Source organism: Desulfosporosinus burensis (assembly GCF_054657535.1).
On sequence record NZ_BAAHYN010000012.1, the window covers coordinates 34,364 to 52,569 of the forward strand.

Sequence of the window (18,206 nt, forward strand, 5' to 3'; positions counted from 1 at the left end):
AGTATCGAAAGAACTAGACGCCCAAAAGGTTCGGAGGGGGTTATAACTTGAGTTGGCAACCCGAAGTTGATGAATTGCATAAACGAGAAGAATTAGCCCAACTAATGGGGGGAGAAGAGCGGGTCGCTAAACATCGGGCTCAAGGCAAGTTGACGGTAAGAGAAAGAATTGATCAACTCCTTGATCAAGGCACATTTCACGAAACGGGAGCTTTAGCAGGAAAAGCAGTGTATGAGGAAGGCAAGATGACCGATTTCCGTCCAGCTAATTTTGTCCTTGGTACAGGTCGTATTGAGGGGCGTAAAGTTGTGGTTGGAGGGGATGATTTTACCGTGCGCGGCGGCGCTGCGGATGGGTCAGTGCGAGGTAAGCAGGAGTATGCAGAGCGTATGGCCCATGACCTTAAAATCCCTCTAGTTCGTTTTGTGGATGGCACTGGGGGTGGAGGAAGCGTAAAATTCTTGTCCAATGAGGGGTACACTTACGTACCAGTCAACCCTGCCTGGGACTTAGTGATTGCTAACCTGGGTCGTATCCCTGTGGTAGCGGCTTGTCTCGGATCAGTAGCGGGATTGGGGGCGGCTAGGGTTGTAACCGCCCATTTCTCGGTGATGGTTGAGAGTAATTCCCAGGTTATGGTGGCGGGTCCGCCTGTTGTCAAATTCGGGACTGGAGAAGATTTAACGAAAGAGGAACTGGGAGGGGTTCTTGTTCATAGAGCAAGCGGGGTTGTCGATAATGTGGTTAAATCAGAACAGGAGGCTTTCCAACAAATAAAAAAATTTCTTTCTTATTTACCGTCTAATGTATGGCAGCTTCCACCCGTTTCGGCTTCGAACGACGATCCTCAGCGTAAAGAGGAAAAATTGCTTGCAGTAATTCCTCGCAATCGAAGGCGGCCCTATAAGATCAGAGAATTATTGCCCATGATTTTTGATCAAGGCTCTTTATTCGAAATGGGACGTTTTTTCGGTGCTGGCACTGTTACAATGCTGGCACGCTTAGAGGGTTATCCTGTAGGTGTTATCGCCCCTGATCCCTTTATTCGGGGGGGAGGGCTTACCGACAAAGGGGCGGACAAATTAGAACGATTCGTCGATCTATGCCAAACATTTCATTTGCCCATTGTCAATTTGGTAGATCAACCTGGAATGGATATTGGTTTGAATGCGGAAAAGAGGGGGACTATTCGTCGAGGTGCTCGAGCAATAGCTGCTATCTACCAAGCAACAGTACCTATGCTTGAAGTTATTTTAAGACGAGTCTTTGGTGTTGGCGGAGCAGGGATGATCAATGGTCATGCTCTTCATTTGCGTTACGCTTGGCCGTCGGGTGACTGGGGTTCCCTACCTTTAGAAGGAGGAGTACAAGCGGCCTATCGACGAGAGTTAGAGGCCAGTTCGGATCCCGAGGCTCTTCTTAAGGAAATTATGGATGGAATGGAGTCCGTTCGTTCACCCTTTCGAACAGCAGAAGCTTTTGGCATCGAGGAGATTATTGACCCTCGTGAAACCCGTCCACTTCTTTGTGACTGGGTGAAAGATGCTTATGCGCTTTTGCCAGAACTATTGGGTCCCTACCAACATGCTATGCGACCATAAAAGAGAAATAAGCTTGGGACGAAGTGGCGATTCGTATTTGAGGAGTGGGATGAGTTGTCGATTGGAATAGTTGGATCCGGAACCATGGGGGCGGGTATTGCCCAGGTGGCAGCCCAAGCAGGATACGAAGTTTTCTTATGGGATTTGAATGAAGAGTTGGTACAGAGCGGTCTTGCCAGCATCCAGAAAAGCTTGAATATGATCGCACAAAAAGGTGAGACAACCGTAGAGACTGCTAAACAGTGTTTAGAGCGAATTAATACGACCACCAATTTAGCAAATCTCAGTTCCTCGGACTTTATTATTGAATCGGTCATTGAGAAATTGGAGATTAAAAAGAGTCTGTTTAAAAAACTAGACGGTCTTTGTCCACCTGAAACAATTCTAGCGACCAACACTTCAGGGCTTAGTATTACTGAATTAGCTGCAGCTACAAATAGACAGGAAAAAGTGATAGGCACACACTTTTTTATACCACCCCCGCGCATGGAACCAGTAGAGTTAGTACAAGGTTATCACACGTCTGAAGCCACCTTGAAAGAAACGGAAAAACTTTTAATAAGCTTTGGAAAAACAGTCATTAAAGTTAAGGATAGTCCTTTATTTGTGTTCAATAGAATCATCAATCCCATGATCAACGAGGCTATCTTTGTGTTACAAGAGGGATTGGCTACGGCAGAAGATATCGACAAAGTTATGAAACTGGCTGGACATCACCCAATCGGTCCATTAGCTTTAGCGGATTTCTGTGGTCTAGACGTAGTTCTAATGGTTTCAGAAACCTTGTTTCGAGACACGGGTGATACTAAATATCGGACTCCTGTTTTATTACGACAATTGGTCAGCGCAGGCCACTTAGGTAGAAAAACCGGTAAGGGTTTTTTCGAATACTAGTCAACCGGAGAACGACCAAGAAAACCATAAGGATCGAGGAGAGTAACTATGGAAAAAGCCACTGTATCAATTGTAAAAGTAACTGACGTCTACGAATCTCTACAAGAAAGTTTGAGATTAAGTGATGGACTAGCAGGATTAAACGTGAACGACCGTATTCTCATCAAGCCGAACATTGTAAGCTGGGATTTCGATTTACCATTTCCTCCATTTGGTGTTGTTACTACAAGTGTCGTTATGAGTGCATTAGTGCGCATTTTAGTTGAACATGGGTTTAAAGATCTAACCATTGGCGAAGGTGCAGTTACAAATGGAAAGTCTCAAGGAGATGCTGTTTTCGAAGCGCTGGGTTATAAAAAATTGCAGGAACGTTACGGAGTTAAATTAGTAGATTTCAACCAAGATGAGTTTGTAACGACGGATTATGGTGACGGGTTTAAGCTTGACATCGCTAAAAAAGCTCTTGAAGCTGATAAAATTATCAATGTACCCGTGCTAAAGTCTCATAATCAGGCTAAAGTATCTTTAGGTATTAAGAACCTTAAGGGGTGTATTAATAAAAAATCAAAACAATTTTGCCACGGACTTGGGGATGGAGAACTCAGTAGTACATTCCCGCGGATCATTGAAAAGTTGCCAGTGGCTTTAACGATTATCGATGGTCTCTATACTCTTGAAAAGGGACCTGGTCCAACCGGTAAGGCGTTCAGAAAGGATCTTTTAATAGCTTCTCGTGATCCTTTTGCTTGTGATCTTGTGGGTGCGGCTATCATAGGCTATAAAGCTGAAGAAGTGGTACATTTGACAAACTATGCTAAACGGCACGGTTACAGTTTGGAACTTGGAGATTATGAGGTTAAGGGAGAACGTATTGCCGATCATCAACAGTATGTTAATTATGACTGGGAATGGACAGAGGAAGACACTGGTCCAGCCGGATTTAAAAAGCGCGGCATTACCGGTCTAGCAATCCGTAAATATGACAGTAGCCTTTGTACCGGTTGCTCGGCACAATATAATCCCATGTTGATTCTTTTTTCCTCAGCTTATAAGGGAAAGCCCTTTCCAAATGTAGAGGTAGTCACCGGAAAGAAACAACTGGCCAGTTCTAGTTTTGACTACTCAGTTCTATTTGGCAAATGTGCTTGCCACCTAAATAAGGATAATCCAGCCATTACAAAGGCTATACCAATTTGGGGATGTCCTCCTGATATGGAGAAATTGGTAGAAGTGTTAGCTAAAGAAGGGATCGAGTGCGACTATAAAGAATATGTGCGTTTTCGGCACTACCTATATGACAGATATAAGAATGTCGAGGGTTTTAGGCTCGCAGACTGGTCGGTTGAATAGATTAAAGTACTCCTTCGCAATTGGAAGGCGGCTTCGGAGATACTCTCCAATGGAAAGATTTATAAAAAGCAGAACTAATTTCAGGGAACAACAGATTTCAGCCATTAGGCTAGATGGAGATAGTCAGGTATTCAATGATCAAGAGCGTGCCGTCCTTAAATATACTGAGGAAGTTACACTCAATGTTAAATCAAGTGAAGAGTCTTTTGCCGAACTATCCCAGTTCCTTAGCCACCAAGAATTAGTTGAACTTACTCTTACGATCGGCTTTTATAATATGGTAGCCCGGTTTTTGGAAAATACAGGTGTGGAGATCGAGTGAAACACTCGCAGCGGACCCTGAACACCAATACAGTTAGCTCTTAAAGTATGCCCAGAAAAAGTGAGCTAGGGAAGAGGGTAATATCCATGGATTATAAAACTATTATCGTTACCAAGGACTCGGGAGTAGCCACCATCAGGTTTAATAGGCCGGAAGTGCTTAACGCTTTGGATCGTGAGATGGGAAAAGAAATAGGCTTAGCGGTGGTGGAAATCCGTGAAGACCACGAGGTGCGATGTGTTATTCTTGCCGGAGTCGGCAGGGCCTTTTGCGCAGGTGGGGATATCAAAGGGATGTTGAGCAAGTTCAGTTCATCTTCTCCTGATGAACGACGTGCTGGTTTGAAAAATACACACCGTTGGCTTACGGAATTAATCAACCTTGATAAACCAGTCATCGCTTCAGTTAATGGTTTTGCAGTAGGGGCAGGAATGAGTTTAGCGATGGCAGCGGATATCATTATTGCAGAGGAAAATGCCAAATTTGCCCAGTCCTTTGTGGGTATCGGACTAGCCCCGGATTTAGCTGGCAGTTACCTTTTACCACGGCTAGTTGGCTTGAATAAGGCCAAAGAACTCACCTTTACCGGAGAAATTTTTGATGCTTACTCCGCACAACGCTGGGGGATTGTTAATCAGGTCGTGTCAGCAGAGGAACTGGAACTCGTGACTTGGCAATTGGCCTTACGACTTGCCCAAGGTCCGACTAAAGCTATTGGATTAGCAAAGGCAATGCTCAATAAAAGTTTTGAGACAGACCTCGCGACATTCTTTGATAGCGAGGCATCCTATCAGGCCTTTTGTGCGGGCACTGAGGATTTTATAGAAGGGGTACAGGCCTTTAAAGAAAAAAGAAAGCCCAAATTTAAGGGCAAGTAAGTTAAAAGTTTTATAGATGGAGGCAAGCATGAGTATTTTATTTGAGCCTTGCAGTCTTAAGAATTTGGAGCTTAGAAATCGCTTTGTAAGATCTGCTACTTATGATGGTTTTGCTGATAACAACGGTCATATATCTGATGGACAAATAAAGTTATACTCTGATTTAGCTGAGGGTGGGGTAGGATTAATCATATCGGGTATAGCCTATGTTCATCATTCCGGACAGGTATCCCCATTTCAGAACTCTATTGCAGGGGATGAATTTGTCCCTGGCTTTAGAAAACTTACCAGTGCAGTTCACGAACGAGGAGCTAAAATTGCTGTTCAACTTTTTCATGGCGGGAGAGAGGCTAAATACCTAAAAACGAAAAATAATCTTCCTCTAGCCCCCTCAATCCTTGAAAATGATCAATATTATCAAGGCGAATATCGGGCCCTGACTGATAGTGAAATTTGGGAGATAATTCATGCCTTTGGAGATGGAGCACAACGAGCCAAGGAAGCCGGTTTCGATGCTGTACAGCTTCACGGTGCCCATGCCTATCTTTTAAGTCAATTTCTTTCACCCTATACAAACCAAAGACAGGATCAATGGGGCGGGAATCTCGAAAATCGCCTTCGTCTGCATCTCGAAATATATAGGGACATTAGGAAAAAGGTTGGCAATGACTACCCAGTATTGATTAAAATCGGTGTAGAAGATGGTTTTTTGGGCGGACTAGAGTTTAATGAGGGAAAACAAGCCGCCAAACTGCTGGCTGATTTTGGATTTGACTCTTTAGAGATCAGTCAGGGGTTAAGAGGTAAACGGTATGGGGGTACCGAATACAAAACTAATATCGATAGCCTCAATAAAGAGGCCTACTTTCGCAATTGGTGCCGAGAAATTAAAAGCCAGACAGATATTCCAACTATGATGGTGGGTGGATTAAGAAGCTTTTCTCTTATCAAGGAGATCATGGAGAATCAAGAGGCTGATTTTATTTCGCTATGTCGTCCCCTTATCTGTGAACCAAACCTGATCAACCTTTGGAAAACAAATGAGAACAAGAAAGCAAAATGTATCTCGTGTAATAAATGTGTCGAAGCAATTTATAAAGGTAGGCCGATTGATTGTAACCAAGTTGATCGATGAACTAGAACTACGATTAACAACTTTTAAAAAAAGGGGATTTTTTAAATGATAACCATTTTAGCTGTATTAAAAGCCCAAATGGGCAAAGAGACCGAATTAGTTGAAGCCTGCGCCCTACTGGTCAATGAGGTAAGGACCAAAGAAGAAGGTAATTTAATGTACATTGCCCATGTTACAGCGAACGACCCTACCGAGATTATCTTTGTAGAGAAATATAAAGATGAGCAAGCTATGGCTGATCATCGACATTCAGCTCATTTCAAAGAGGCTGGATCTAAGTTTAAAGATCTTCTTGCTGCTCCGCCCGTCATAAAAATCTTAAACGAGTTGGAGTAATAAAGGAACCAGGTTTATCTAGAACCCGACAAAAGAAAGAGAAGGTGGGATAATTGATTACTAAACGTGAGGTTATCGACCAGGCTCGAAAACTAGGGTTTGATGACGTTGGTTTTACGACTGCCGATGCCTTTGAAGCACAACAAAAGGTTCTTTCCGACAGGCAAGAAAACTATTCGTGGCTCAAGGAAAAGGGTATGGATCTCATACAAGGAACCGATCCCAAAAGTACTTTTCCAGAAGCTAAGTCAATCATCGTTTTAGTTAAATCATATTTCCGACATTCAATTCCGGCTTCTTTGGTGGGGAAGTTCGGTCGGTGCTATGTTGATGACGACAGGGTCACCCGAGGTAGCCAGTATCGTAGAACGAAGGAATTTTGTGATTTTCTGAGTGAGAACGGGATTGAAACTAAAATCCCCTCCAACCTGCCTCACCGTCTGGCTGCGGCTCGTGCTGGGCTGGGGACCTTCGGCAGGAATTGTCTTATTTATTCAAATAAAGTCGCTCGGAAAAGTTCTTGGATTATCGTACTGGGAGTTGTAGTGAATTGCGAATTTGAACCTGATACGCCGACTTTAATAGAAGATTGTCCCAGATGGTGCAAAAACACCTGTCTAGTTGCTTGTCCTACTAATGCATTGATTGGCCCCAGAAACATTGATCCCCGCAAATGTATTTCGTTTCTTAGTTATTACGGTAACGGAATTACCCCGCTTAAACTCCGAGAGCCGATGGGTATGTGGGTTTATGGTTGCGATCGGTGCCAAAACGTTTGTCCTCGTAATGAGGCTTGGTTGGCCCAAGACCTTCCAATAAATCCAGTTATCGAGGAGCGAGCGGAGGATTTCGAGCTTACAAAACTACTACATATGGACGTGGCTTATTTTAAGAAACGGATTTGGCCACATATGTTTTACATGCCTACAGATGATATTTGGCGCTGGAAAATGAATGTGGCACGGGTCATGGGTAATAGCCATGATTCCTTCTACATTCCTCACTTGGAAAGGGCTTTTTCTGAGAACAACGATGAACGGGTTAAGGGAATGGCAGCCTGGGCATTGGGCTGTATCGGGGGCTTTAAAGCGCTAGAAGTGTTAAACAAGATTCTAAAAGAAAGTGCAGGTATGCCTAGAGAAGAGATCATTCAAGCCTTAGAAAGATGATTTTTAACGGGTAAAACAAAATACGTAAAAAATAAGGACTAATACAGGTAATCTGTTTAGTCTTTTTTGTTTACTTTACATACAAAAAATGGGTTAAAGTGTATAAAAAGTAAATAGATATAAAAATATATTTGCCATCCATGGGAAATATTTAATGGTATAGAAATTGCATATAATATTCAATGAATTAATAATATTCAGTAAACTATCTGAATATTAGAAACCGCAAAGCCGGTATATACATTTTCATTGTGACGTGTGTTAAAAGGGGGAATGAGTATATTATATTTAAAAATTAACAGTTAACAATTATTAAGGAGGAGCTAAGAAAAAGAAAGAGGTGTAATGATTAATGAAACGTAAAAATAATTTATGGCTGGTAATTACTTTAATCGCACTGCTGGCAATTTCAGGTTGTAATACCAAACCTGCGGCTACTAGTAGCACCACCTCCTCTGTCAGCACGGAGGTAAAAACGATCAACATTGGATATACTGGGCCTTTAAGTGGCGGCGCTGCATTATACGGTAAAGATAATACTGATGGTTTGGATATGGCTGTAGAAGAGATTAATGCCAAAGGACTGACTGTATCAGGGCAAAAGTACAAAATCAATCTAGTTAAACTAGATGACCAATACTTGCCAGATAAAGCTGCGACAAATGCTCGAAGATTAAAGTCTGAGTATAATACACCTGTTATATTTACACCACACAGCGGCGGTGCATTCGCTCTTCAACAATTCAATGAAACCGATGGATTTTTGCTCGCTGCTTACACTAGCGAACCGAAGGTTACTTCGGGGGGCAACAAATTAACTCTCCGGATTCCTCCCCCGTATAGTCTCTATCCTGAGGAGTTCTCAAAAAAAGTCATGGATAAATATGGTAAGAAAATTGCGCTAGTTCCCACCACAAGCCAATATGGGAAAGATTGGACTACAGTACTCGTCCCGGTGTGGGAAAAACTGGGCGGCACTGTTGTAGCCAATAATCCAGTGGATTATAACAAAGAAGCTGATTTCAATACTTATATTAGCAAAGCCTTAGCAAGCAAGCCGGACGTATTGTTCGTAGGTGGACCTTCGCAGCCAACGGCTATGGTTATTAAACAAGCAAGACAACTCGGTTTCAAGGGCGGATTTTTAGTCATGGACCAAGCCAAAGTAGAACAAATGGCTGAAGTAGTTCCATTGTCGGAATTGGACGGAGTTGTAGGTGTTGTACCAGTTTATCTTTTCGAGGGTCCAGGAACAAAGGCCTTTGTGGATCGTTTCAAAGCCAAATATAGTAATAAAATTCCGGCCTGGGAACCAACTTGGAACTATGAAGCGATGATGCTCGTGGCAAAAGGGATTGAAAAGTCTGGTAGTGTTACTGATGCAACCAAGATTTTTGAAGGAATTAAGGGAAGTTTTCCCTTTAATGATCCTAGTCTTGTTGTTCCCCTGCCTGGAGTCGATGCGGGAGGCGGTATGTTAACGGATGGAACAGGGATCATGATTGAAAGTGGAAGGTACGGAAAGCCGTTCACTATTAAGAATCCAGCAAGCAAGTAATCGGCTAATTCAAAATTTCATTACTGAAGTATGCATAATAAAACATATGAGCAGCAGAAAATTCAGCGAGGGCCGTAATGGGGTAAACGCCCAGAACGGCTTTTCTGACTGGTGACAATCTTTCAATGGTCGAAACACCGAGGGGTTACTGACCATTGATTGAACCGTATACTATTCACACAAAACACCTAAAGATTTGTATTGATTACGTACACTTTTCAGGCTCATCAAGTTCTTGGATAGTTCCGCAAAATTTCAGATGGAGTCTAGGACTTCTTCTGAAGCAACTTTTTAGAGGTATATTCATTAGTTTTAAGTGGCACAAATATTGCAATTGTATTTATCAGAATATTTAAAAAAGAAAGGAGGTGTATTGCGTATTTCCCTGTAAAATGAATTATTCCAGCTAAGCTAACATTGATCCTACATATGCTGTAGAAAAAAAAATTAAAAAAATAATTCAGAAAGTTATGAATATATAAAAATATATAGCCGAGGCTGCAGGAATTCAATGTGATGACCGAGTGTCTGTAACGTTTGTGGGGACTTTAAGCCAGTCTAACATAGAGGAATTTGAATTAGCCAGAGCAAGAGCGATTATAAGGTAATGCATGGACTATGAACATATTTGATTTAATACATTAAAGGGATGTAAGCAAAAGTAATATTACAGGAGGTAAATGATGGAGATCAATGATATTAAAAAGATCTGTGTAATAGGGGCTGGCAACATGGGTCATCAGATTGCCTTATGCGCTGCATTGGCTGGCTTTCAGGTTAGATGTACTGATATTAGTCAAGACATGCTGAATAAAGCAGAAGATTTCACACGTACTTATTTGCCCGAACGGGTTGCCAAAGGAAAAATGTCGCAAGAGCAAGCTGACCTAGGCCTCACAAATCTCAGTTTTACCCAGAATTTAGAGGAAGCAGCTGGAGAGGCTGATTATGTAATCGAGGCAGCTGTAGAAATAATGGACATTAAAAGGAAGCTTTTTGCTGATTTGGATAGAATAGCTCCTCCTCATGCAATTTTAGCCACCAATAGTTCCTTTATTGTCAGTTCAAAGATTGCCGATGCAACGAAGCGACCGGAAAAAGTATGCAACATGCACTTTTTTAATCCCGCCCTAGTAATGAAGCTGGTCGAAGTTGTACAAGGGCCGCATACTTCCTTGGAAACAGCGCAAGTAACCATGGATTTGTGCACTAAATTAGGCAAAAACGGTGTCTTGCTGAAGAAAGAAATCTATGGTTTTTTGGTCAATCGGATCCTATCAGCGCTTCATCATGAGGCACTGTATCTGGCCGATATGGGAATTGCTAGCCCGGAAGAAATTGATATGGCGGTGACTAATGCTTTAGGTCATCCAATGGGGCCGTTCCGCCTAATGGATTTTACAGGCATAGATCTTTCATACTATATCGCCATGGAACGATATAGAGAAACCCGTGACCCTAAAGACAAGCCCTCCCCACTAATTATTGAGAAGTTTTCTAAAGGGGAATATGGCAAGAAAACTAAAAAAGGCTTTTATTCGTATGAGTGAGGAAATTTGTAAAGAAAACTTAGGCAAGCTTATGGCTTTTTTATAGATACTGAAAAAGAGGAGGTAAAGGATAATGAAAAACGAGAAACTATGGTTGAAAAGCTACCCGAGTAATGTTAGGTATCACATTGATTATCCCTATAAGTCGCTTGGCCAAATGCTTGATGAGACCGTGGCCAAAACGCCGGACACAGTAGCTATGATTTTTGGGGCTCAGACGGTCACTTATAGGCAGTTCGGGGATCAGGTCAATCGCTTTGCGGGTGCTTTAGCTGATATAGGTATTGTAAGGGGGGACCGTGTTGGGCTGATGGGTCCGAACTGCCCCCAATGGGAAATTGCTTTCTTCGCCATACTTAAATTAGGCGCAATTGTTGTACAAACAAACCCCATGTATATTGAACGGGAAATAGCCTACCAAATGAACGATTCCGGTGCAACGACAATCATTGTCTTAGAAATGATGTATCCCAGGGTTAAGAATATCTTGGAGGAAACTTCCTTACAACGGGTGGTTGTCTTTAACTTTTTGGCACCGGTCCAGCCTGCAGAAGGTTTGTATTCCTACGATGAACTCATCAAACATGATCCGGTTTATCCCGATGTAGCTATTAATCCCATCGAGGACATCGCCGTTTTGCAGTATACGGGTGGCACGACAGGTGTATCCAAAGGGGTTATGCTCACACACCATAATCTGATTGCCAATACCCTCCAAGTTCAGGAATGGGACCCCAACAAAGAGCATGGAAATGAACGGATTCTCACGATCCTACCGGTATTTCATGTCTATGGCATGACCGATTGCATGAATTATGCCGTGTCTCTTGCCGCTACGCAGATAATTTTGCCGCGTTTTGACGTAGATCAAGTCTTGGAAACCATTCGCATCCATAAGCCGACATTCTTCCCGGGCGCGCCAACTATGTTTATGGCACTTAACAATCATCCCCGGATCGCGGAATATCGTGAGTACTTAGTTGCGATAAAATCCTGCACGAGTGGCTCCGCACCTTTACCTATTGAGGTAGCCCAAAAATTTGCCGAAGTGACCCATGGCGAAGGAATTTTAGTCGAAGGATATGGCTTGTCTGAAGCTTCCCCTGTTACGCATTGCAATCCACTTGATCGTCCATCACTGGCTGGTTCTATCGGTTTACCGCTCCCAGACACTGATTACGTAATTATGGATTTAGAGACGGGCGACCGGGAAGTTCCCGTGGGTGAAATAGGAGAATTATGCATTCGGGGTCCTCAAGTGATGAAAGGGTATTGGGAAAAGCACCTGGAGACGGCCGAAACCTTGCGCAACGGTTGGTTGCATACGGGTGACATAGGCAGAATGGACGAAGATGGTTTCTGTTATATTATCGACCGCAAGAAAGATATCATTATTGCAGGGGGATATAATATCTATCCGCGTGATATTGAGGAAGTTCTGTATGAACATCCCAAGGTTAAAGAGGTTGTCGTAGCAGGGGTACCGGATCACTACCGTGGTGAAACGGTCAAGGCCTATATAGTCTTGCATCCTAATACGGAAGCAAACGAAAAGGAATTCATCGCTTTTTGCAAGACCAGAATGGCAGCTTATAAAGTCCCCCGCCACGTGGAGTTTAGGAATGAATTGCCTAGGACTATTGTCGGGAAAGTCTTGCGCCGCAAGCTGGTAGAAGAGGAAAAGGCGAAACTTCAAACGGCGGCCACTACTGAATCCTAGGTAAGTTTCTGATTATTTAAAAGACAAGAACTGTTTCCCTTTAACCGGGGAAACAGTTCTTTTTCGATACTGAGCTTTTCATGGATACTTGCACCGATTTTTTAAAACTAAATCAAAAAAATTATTAAACAAGTTCTTGATTATATTAGCTACTCTATAAGCGGGGGTGAGATCTTCAAAAACTTTAGGTGATGTCGATTCTTCCTTCACCGCAAAGTGTTCAAGAAATAAATCGTAGGAATTTTAAGATAATTATAGGAATATTAAAAATACTTTGCAATATTAAGGGTTTAACTTTACTTCAATTGCTTTGCTCTTGTATAATGTTTACATTAGAAGGAGTAAATGGGGGATAAACATGAGTGCTGCACATGCGATCACAACCAGCGATTTTCCTTGCTGGGATCGAGAGCTATTATTCGAAATCCTGAACAACATTCATGATGTGGTACTTGTAATAGATACCGATACAACTATTGTATATGCGAACGAGGCCTATGCAAGGATTTTAGGGGTGCCCGTAGCGAAAGTGTTAGGACGCAGGCTGGACAAAATAGAACCTAAAGCCGCGGCAATCAACGTACTGCGTACTGGAAACTCCCAAAAAGGCGAAGACTATTTGGATTCCCTCGGTATAAATGTAATAGGAAGTGTATTTCTTTTATATAATGGCAAAAGAAAAATTGGCTGTATTTCAATTTTTAAGAATATAACTGAAGTTGTTGCACTAAACCGTGAGTTGCAGCAAACAAAGGGAGTTGCTGACTATTTGAAAGAGCAGTTAGAGCAATGGGAACAACTGCCTCTGTCTTTCAAGGAATATGTGGGACAAAACAGCCAATTGAAGGAAACCCTTGTGCTAGCAGCTAAAGTAGCGCGTACAAATAGTACAGTGTTGATCCTCGGTGAAAGTGGTGTTGGCAAAGAAGTATTAGCTAGGGCCGTTCATTATAGTAGTCGACGTAAGGATATGCCTATGATTAAGGTGAATTGTGCCGCCATACCTGAGAATTTGCTTGAAAGTGAATTATTCGGGTATGAAGACTGTGCTTTTACGGGGGCTAAAAAGGGAGGCAAGCTTGGTAAGTTTGAATTAGCCCATAGCGGTACTATTTTTCTGGATGAAATCGGAGATATGAGCCTCACCATGCAAGCTAAATTATTACGAGTCTTGCAAGAAAAGGAGTTTGAACGGGTAGGCGGAACAAAGACTGTCAAGGTCGATATCCGAGTGATCGCGGCTACTAACCGAGATTTAGAAAGCATGATCGAAAAAGGCACCTTCCGGCGTGATTTGTACTACCGGTTAAATATCGTTCCTCTCAATCTGACCCCGTTACGCGAGCGCAAAGATGATATATTGGTACTGGCTAAAACATTTCTTGATCAGTTCTCACGAGAAGTTGGTCATGAGTTGACACTGTCTCCCCAAGTTGCAAGGGTTTTTCAGGAGTATAACTGGCCCGGGAACATTCGGGAATTACAAAATGTCCTAGAACATGCAAGCATAGTGTGTAGCAGCATGTCTATTGAAATTCAGCATTTGCCTGCTTATATAATTCCCGCCAATGATAATCACTTAAGATTTAAGGATAAACCTTACGCTGTAAAGGAGATTGTCGCTAGGGTGGAAAAGGAACTGATTCTATCAGCCTTGGACACTTATAGCAATAACCGTACTAAAGCCATGAAGGCATTGGGATTTTCTAGGCGGGTGTTTTACGATAAGTTACACCGGTATGGTATTGAATAGTAGTAGCCCAACCGTCGTGGCAGTTAGTCATCGGAAATGTTAAAAAGGGTATTAATTTCACTTGTATGTATTACGCACTAAAATACGGATAAGTATCGTGGCTTGTATCTAATTCCATACATGTACAAATCCCTCCAGCAAGCTAATTTGTTTGTCTGGAGGGTTTTTCTGTTTTTTTATGAGTTGGCACAATTTTTGCAATTTAAGAGTAAAAAATTTCTGAAAATAACCCAAAGGAGTGAGTTTGAAGTACCACGTGTTGTATGAGGCGGGCAAAAGAAGTGATTTTTGGGTAGCCTTACGTCTGGCCAAATCGGCAGTGAATGAGGGGCTAAGGATGGATTTGGAGGCAGGCCTGCAATACGAGCATAAATGCTTTAGTCTTCTTTTTGCTACTGAAGATCAAAAAGAAGGTATGAGGGCTTTTTCTGAAAATGTTCACCGAAATTCCTGGGAAGATAGGGTCACTAAAACAAAAGGAGATGGAATATGAGAACTAGAGCACAGTATATTGAGAGATTAGGTAAGATGAACAACAACCTCTATTGCAATGGACAGAAGATGGAGAGGCTAGATGAGCGTCAAGAAGGGACTATTAACGTCATGGGCTTGACCTTTGACGCGGCCTGGGATCCCGCCAGCAAGGATCTCTGCACGGCAACGTCCCATATCACAGGAGAAATCATCAACCGTTTCAATCACATTCACCAGAACGTAGAAGACTTGCACAAGAAGCAAGACATGACTCGTTTTATGTGCAACAAGGTTGGGCAGTGTATCCAACGATGCATGGGTATTGATGCTGCCAACGCGATCAACGCGGTTTCTTACGAGGCGCAGAAGTCCCCTAAGGCCAAAGCTGCCTACCATGATAACTGGCTTAAGTGGTTGGAACGTTTCCAGAGGGAGGATCTCGTTGCAAGCTGTGCTCAGACCGACGTTAAGGGCGAGCGTCTGAAGAGGCCATCCGAGCAGGATGACCCTGACATGTATGTGCACGTAGTGGAAGAGCGGAGCGACGGCATTATCGTCCGCGGTTCCAAGGTCCATATTTCTGAAGCCTCGATCTCCGACGAGATCTTGGTAGTGCCTAACCGAGCCCTTAAAAAGGGCGAAGAAGCGTATGCACTATGCTTCGCAGTTCCTTCGGACTATGAAGGTATCAAGCAAGTAGTTCATATCCACAATGTCCGCAAGCGCGAACACTATCAAAGGGGAATTGAATACGGTTATACAGACTCTTATATCATATTTGAGGACTGCTTCGTTCCCTGGGAACGAGTGTTTCTTTGTGGGGAAATTCAGCACGGTGGTATTGCCGCTTTATTGTTTGCTCTGTTCCACCGTCATTCCTACTCTGGTTGCAAGCCTGCCATGCTCGACTATGTAATCGGTCTAAGTGCTCTGGCTGCGGAAATTAATGGCATTGAGAATACCCCACACGTGCGTGAAATGCAGTCCAAGCTGATCATGACGGGTGAACTCGGATACGCAGCAGGCTACACGGCATCCGCCCTCGGCAAGCCCGAAGTTTACATGCCTGGTATGGGCGTTATGAAGTATGGTCCTGGCAGTTATATCCCGAACTCAATCTATGCCAATGTCGGGAGATGCTTGACTGGAGAGGCTGTGTTCCACGAGCAAGAGATCCTATGCAACATCGCTGGGGGCATGCCTGCCACCTTCCCTTATGAAAATGACCTTATAAACCCTGACACCAAAGATTTGCTAGAAAAGTACATTAAACGAAATCCGAAGATTCCCATCGAGGATCAAATTAAGTTCTGGTTGAACTTTACAGATTTCGGTCTCTCCAGCTTTTCAGGTCCTACACAATATGGAGCGTACCATGGCGGTGGATCCCCAATTATGGAACAAATTGCTATCACTTCCCAGTATGATATGGATTCCAAGAAGGATATCGTTCGTGCTATAGCTGGAATGGCACGCAATCCAAAGAAAAGATAAGCAGAATTATGGAACTCATTGCAGTTATAGGTCAGTATGGCTGAAAGCAAAAAAGGATCTGGCGACATTCTTAGCTGGAATCAAATTGGAATGAATATGTGTAGTCTCGAACATGGTGATATGTGAATTGTTGAAGTGAAAGGATGAGTCTACTTGGCTAGTAACTTTATTTATAACAACAGGGATCACAAATTTATTATTAAAGAATGGTTGGATGGAAAAAAAATTCTTGGCTTAAAGCGCTTTCAGGATTATCTCTCCATTGAGGATGTCGATGGAATTCTCGATCAGTCCTTAAAAGTATGTAGAGACGTGGTCGCTCCCACCAATGATGATGGCGATACGATCGGAGCGATCTTTAAGGATGGAAAAGTTACAGTTCCACCATCTTTCCATAAGGCCTTTCAATTTATTCAAGCAAACGGGTGGGGTGCTAGCAACAGTGATGTAGACGGAGAGGGAGCCCTTCCTGAGATTCTTAACGAAGCTGTCCGTGAATATATTATTGGAGCCAACCCGGCAATGTCCCCCTATATTGGGTTGTGTGGTGGAATAGCGTCCGTGATCAAGGCCTTCGGATCTCCTGAACAGATCGCCCTCTACACCCCAAAAATGTTCGAGGGCACTTGGGAAGGCACTATGTGCCTAACTGAACCCGGTGGCGGTTCCGATGTGGGGGATATGACGACCAAGGCTTTCGCCACAGAAAACCCATTAATCTATAAGGTTAAAGGGACAAAATGTTTTATAACCGGAGGAGATCACGATCTCACAGAAAACATCATTCACTTGGTTCTAGCCCGTGTTGATGGCGCGGCTCCTGGTACTAAAGGTTTGTCGTTATTCATTGTGCCAAAGATCTGGGTTAATGAGGATGGCAGCTTAGGAGAACACAACGATGTCTCAACCCTTGGGATCGAACACAAAATGGGCCTCAAGGGTTCGGCCACTGCAATGCTCAGCTTTGGAGACGAGGGCCAGTGTCGCGGTGTCCTATTAGGTAGCGCACCGGATGAAAAAGGGATCGGACAGGGCATGGCGCAAATGTTTATGATGATTAATGGATCGCGGATGGATACGGGGCACAGTGCTCTAGCCGTGGCGACGGTGGCGTATAACAATGCAGTTCATTATGCCAAGGAGCGCATTCAGGGTCGACCCATTAACAATCCTAAAGGGAGTCGGGTACCCATCATTCAACACGAAGATGTCCGCCGGATGCTGCTAACCCAGAAGGCCACGCTGGAAGCTATGCGTGCCATGATTTTTAAAGGCTACTACTATTTAGATTTAATCGAATTCGGGGAGGATCCTGCAGATCTTCGAGAAGCAAAACGCTCTATTGAAGTCATCACCCCTTTGGTCAAAGCTTATTGCTCGGACCAAGGGTGGTTTATGATTACCGAAGCCATTCAAGTCTTCGCTGGCTACGGGTTTACAGAGGAATACCCAGTGGCGCGTCAAGCCAGGGACGTCAAGATTTACTCCATCTGGGAAGGGACCAATTTCATACAGTCGATGGACCTTGTGGGTCGTAAGTGGGGTCTGGATAAAGGCAGTATCTTCAAAGAATGGCTGATGGAGATGGCTACATTCGTACAGGCTAACCAGAATCATGCCAACTTTGCCCGTGAGTTCGAGGTGCTGAGTAAAGCATTATTGGCATACCAAGAACTCTTGGCTACAGTCTTAGGCTACTTTAAGGAAAATATCAGACTGGTACCGCTGTATAGTACAAGAATTTTGCGGATTACAGCCGAACTCTATGGCGGCTGCTTGCTGATGCAACAAGCTTTAGTTGCCCAAGAAAAACTGGGTCAAGGAAATGATGACCAAGACTTCTATAATGGCAAAATACAGAGCGCTAAATTTTATGTTCTTAACATTGTGCCTGATGTGGTGGCAACAGTACGAATTATTAAAGAAGGTGATACTTCGGCAATCGATATTCCAGAAGCGGCTTTCTAAGAGG

The 18,206-nt window shown here is 43.3% G+C and carries 14 protein-coding genes and 1 pseudogene; all 15 read left to right on the plus strand.

All coding sequences use genetic code 11. From position 1 onward, the window contains the following. Positions 1-47: 47 nt before the first annotated feature. Complete coding sequence (locus ACYQ3Q_RS20055; RefSeq protein ID WP_459930280.1) at positions 48-1,601, plus strand: acyl-CoA carboxylase subunit beta; 1,554 nt, start codon at positions 48-50, stop codon at positions 1,599-1,601. 54 nt (positions 1,602-1,655) lie between these two features. Then, the gene (locus tag ACYQ3Q_RS20060; protein WP_459930281.1) at positions 1,656-2,495 is read left to right on the plus strand and encodes a 3-hydroxyacyl-CoA dehydrogenase family protein; all 840 of its coding nucleotides are present in this window, start codon (positions 1,656-1,658) and stop codon (positions 2,493-2,495) included. A gap of 48 nt (positions 2,496-2,543) precedes the next feature. Beyond that, positions 2,544-3,845: a DUF362 domain-containing protein gene (locus tag ACYQ3Q_RS20065; protein ID WP_459930282.1), complete on the plus strand. Its 1,302-nt coding sequence runs from the start codon at positions 2,544-2,546 to the stop codon at positions 3,843-3,845. A 49-nt stretch (positions 3,846-3,894) separates the two neighbouring features. Then, a complete protein-coding gene (locus tag ACYQ3Q_RS20070; protein ID WP_459930283.1) occupies positions 3,895-4,167 on the plus strand; it encodes a carboxymuconolactone decarboxylase family protein in 273 nt (90 codons plus the stop codon). Between the two features lie 86 nt (positions 4,168-4,253). Continuing rightward, positions 4,254-5,045: an enoyl-CoA hydratase/isomerase family protein gene (locus tag ACYQ3Q_RS20075; protein WP_459930284.1), complete on the plus strand. Its 792-nt coding sequence runs from the start codon at positions 4,254-4,256 to the stop codon at positions 5,043-5,045. A 28-nt stretch (positions 5,046-5,073) separates the two neighbouring features. After that, entirely contained in the window at positions 5,074-6,180 is a 1,107-nt protein-coding gene (locus tag ACYQ3Q_RS20080; protein ID WP_459930285.1) for an oxidoreductase, read from the plus strand. 45 nt (positions 6,181-6,225) lie between these two features. Next, positions 6,226-6,516 (plus strand): putative quinol monooxygenase, encoded by a 291-nt coding sequence (locus ACYQ3Q_RS20085; protein ID WP_459930286.1) that lies wholly within the window; start codon positions 6,226-6,228, stop codon positions 6,514-6,516. A gap of 53 nt (positions 6,517-6,569) precedes the next feature. After that, positions 6,570-7,685 (plus strand): epoxyqueuosine reductase, encoded by a 1,116-nt coding sequence (locus ACYQ3Q_RS20090; RefSeq protein WP_459930287.1) that lies wholly within the window; start codon positions 6,570-6,572, stop codon positions 7,683-7,685. Positions 7,686-8,037: 352 nt separating this feature from the next. Further along, positions 8,038-9,243, plus strand: a complete 1,206-nt coding sequence (locus tag ACYQ3Q_RS20095; RefSeq protein WP_459930288.1) for an ABC transporter substrate-binding protein — start codon at positions 8,038-8,040, stop codon at positions 9,241-9,243. 683 nt (positions 9,244-9,926) lie between these two features. Further along, a complete protein-coding gene (locus ACYQ3Q_RS20100; protein WP_459930289.1) occupies positions 9,927-10,793 on the plus strand; it encodes a 3-hydroxyacyl-CoA dehydrogenase family protein in 867 nt (288 codons plus the stop codon). 73 nt (positions 10,794-10,866) lie between these two features. Next, positions 10,867-12,513 (plus strand): long-chain-fatty-acid--CoA ligase, encoded by a 1,647-nt coding sequence (locus tag ACYQ3Q_RS20105; protein WP_459930290.1) that lies wholly within the window; start codon positions 10,867-10,869, stop codon positions 12,511-12,513. A 358-nt stretch (positions 12,514-12,871) separates the two neighbouring features. Next, positions 12,872-14,266 carry a sigma-54 interaction domain-containing protein gene (locus ACYQ3Q_RS20110; RefSeq protein WP_459930291.1) on the plus strand — a complete coding sequence of 465 codons (1,395 nt, stop codon included), beginning with the start codon at positions 12,872-12,874 and terminating at the stop codon, positions 14,264-14,266. Between the two features lie 292 nt (positions 14,267-14,558). Then, positions 14,559-14,728 (plus strand): annotated as a pseudogene (locus ACYQ3Q_RS20115) (enoyl-CoA hydratase-related protein); the annotation flags it as partial. Positions 14,729-14,755: 27 nt separating this feature from the next. Beyond that, entirely contained in the window at positions 14,756-16,234 is a 1,479-nt protein-coding gene (locus tag ACYQ3Q_RS20120) for a 4-hydroxyphenylacetate 3-hydroxylase family protein (protein WP_459930292.1), read from the plus strand. 153 nt (positions 16,235-16,387) lie between these two features. Continuing rightward, entirely contained in the window at positions 16,388-18,202 is a 1,815-nt protein-coding gene (locus tag ACYQ3Q_RS20125) for an acyl-CoA dehydrogenase family protein (protein ID WP_459930293.1), read from the plus strand. Positions 18,203-18,206: the final 4 nt, after the last annotated feature.